The sequence below is a fragment of the Arthrobacter sp. JCM 19049 genome, assembly GCF_001310435.1.
In genome coordinates this window covers 1-2,283 of record NZ_BAXF01000357.1, presented here as the reverse complement: position 1 = coordinate 2,283, position 2,283 = coordinate 1, and the positions used below count along the sequence as shown (strand labels likewise).

Sequence of the window (2,283 nt, the reverse complement as noted above, 5' to 3'; positions counted from 1 at the left end):
GCCGCCGGTTGTTGTTCAGCAGCTCCTGGGTGTCGGCGTCCTCGCGGGCCAGCTGGTCGGTGATGTCCGCGATCTTCTTGCGCAGCGGCTGCGGGTCGATGCCGTGCTCCTCGTTGTGCGCCTGCTGGATCGCCCGGCGCCGGTTGGTCTCCTCGATCGCCTGGGCCATCGCGTCGGTCACCTTGTCCGCATACATGAACACCTGGCCCGAGACGTTGCGCGCCGCACGCCCGATCGTCTGAATCAGCGAGGTCGCCGAGCGCAGGAAGCCCTGCTTGTCCGCGTCCAGGATCGCCACCAGGGACACCTCGGGCAAGTCCAGGCCCTCACGCAGCAGGTTGATGCCCACCAGCACGTCGAAGGAGCCCATGCGCAGTTCGCGCAGCAGCTCCACCCGCCGGATCGTGTCCACATCCGAGTGCAGGTACTGCACCCGGACCTGGTGTTCGGTCAGGTAGTCGGTCAAGTCCTCGGCCATCCGCTTGGTCAGCGTGGTCACCAGCACGCGCTCGTCGCGCTCCACGCGCACCCGGATCTCATCGAGCAGGTCATCGATCTGCCCTTGGTCGGCTTGACGATGATCTGCGGGTCCACCAGGCCGGTGGGGCGGATGATCTGCTCCACCACCCCGTCGGACTTGCCCAGCTCGTACTTGCCCGGGGTCGCCGAGAGGTACACCGTCTGCCCGATCCGCTCCAGGAACTCGTCCCACTTCAGCGGCCGGTTGTCCATGGCGCTGGGCAACCGGAAGCCGTGCTCGACCAGGGTGCGCTTGCGGGACATGTCCCCCTCGTACATCGCCCCGATCTGCGGGACGGTCACGTGCGACTCGTCGATCACCAGCAGGAAGTCATCCGGGAAGTAGTCCAGCAGGCAGTGCGGGGCCGAACCGGCCTCACGCCCGTCAATGTGCCGCGAGTAGTTCTCGATGCCGTTGCAGAAGCCCATCTGCTCCATCATTTCCAGGTCATAGGTGGTGCGCATGCGCAGCCGCTGGGCCTCGACGAGCTTGTTCTGCTGCTCCAGCTCCGCCAGCCGTTCGGCCAGCTCATCCTCGATCGACTTGATCGCCCGGTTCATCCGCTCCGCACCGGCCACATAGTGGCTGGCCGGGAACACGTACATCTCGTCCTCCTCCCCGCACCACTTCCCCGGTCACCGGGTGCAGGGTGTGGATCGCGTCGACCTCGTCACCGAAGAACTCGATGCGCACCGCCAGCTCCTCGTACATCGGGATGATCTCCACCGTGTCCCCGCGCACCCGGAAGGTGCCGCGGTGGAAGTCCATGTCGTTGCGGGTGTACTGCATGGCCACGAACTGGCGCAGCATGTCGTCCCGGTTCAGCTGCATGCCGCGGCGCAGGGTGACCATCCCGGCGACGTATTCCTCCGGGGTGCCCAGGCCGTAGATGCACGAGACGGTGGCGACCACGATCGTGTCGCGGCGGGTGAGCAGCGAGTTCGTCGCCGAGTGGCGCAGCCGCTCCACCTCCTCGTTGATCGAGGAGTCCTTCTCGATGAAGGTATCGGTCTGCGGCACGTAGGCCTCGGGCTGGTAGTAGTCGTAGTAGGAGACGAAGTACTCCACCGCGTTGTTCGGCAGCAGTTCACGAAATTCGTTGGCCAGCTGCGCGGCCAGGGTCTTGTTCTGCACCATCACCAGGGTGGGGCGCTGCACCTGCTCCACCAGCCAGGCGGTGGTGGCGGACTTGCCGGTGCCGGTGGCGCCCATCAGCACAATGTCCTTCTCGCCGGCCTTGATGCGTTCGGCCAGCTCGGCGATCGCCTGCGGCTGGTCCCCGGCAGGCTGGTATTCGCTGATGACTTCAAAGGGGGCGACGACGCGCTTGATCGGCTGTGCAAGGCTCATGCACCCAGCATAACGAGCCGCACCCCCGCGCGGCACCCGTTATCGCCCTCGGCGCATCCCGCCGCGGATGATCGCCCGCTTGGCCGTGTTGGACATCATCGAGCCAAAGAAGCCGGTGGTAAGCACGGTCGCCGCGGCCAGCCCCAGCAGCGCCAGCCACCCAGAGACGTAGACCACCGGGGAGTAGGGCCCATTCGAGGCGACGAACTCACTGCGCCCGCCAAAGCCCAGCCACAGCACCAGGCGACGGCGAACGCGGCAAGCATCACCCATTTGGAGATCCGCAGGGTTAGCTTCATGCACTAAACCCGTTCCGGAAGACGCGGGTGACCTTCTCGTTCAGCTGCTCGATGCTCCCGTCGTTGTAGATCACCACGTCGGCCACGGCCGCGCGCTGCTCGTCGGTGGCCTGG

General features: G+C 66.0%; 1 protein-coding gene and 1 pseudogene. Both read right to left on the bottom strand.

Annotated features, from left to right (window positions below; all coding sequences use genetic code 11):
• Positions 1-1,870 (bottom strand): annotated as a pseudogene (gene uvrB, locus JCM19049_RS12100) (excinuclease ABC subunit UvrB); the annotation flags it as partial.
• A 39-nt stretch (positions 1,871-1,909) separates the two neighbouring features.
• Positions 1,910-2,110, bottom strand: a complete 201-nt coding sequence (locus tag JCM19049_RS12095; RefSeq protein ID WP_279403100.1) for a hypothetical protein — start codon at positions 2,108-2,110, stop codon at positions 1,910-1,912.
• Positions 2,111-2,283: the final 173 nt, after the last annotated feature.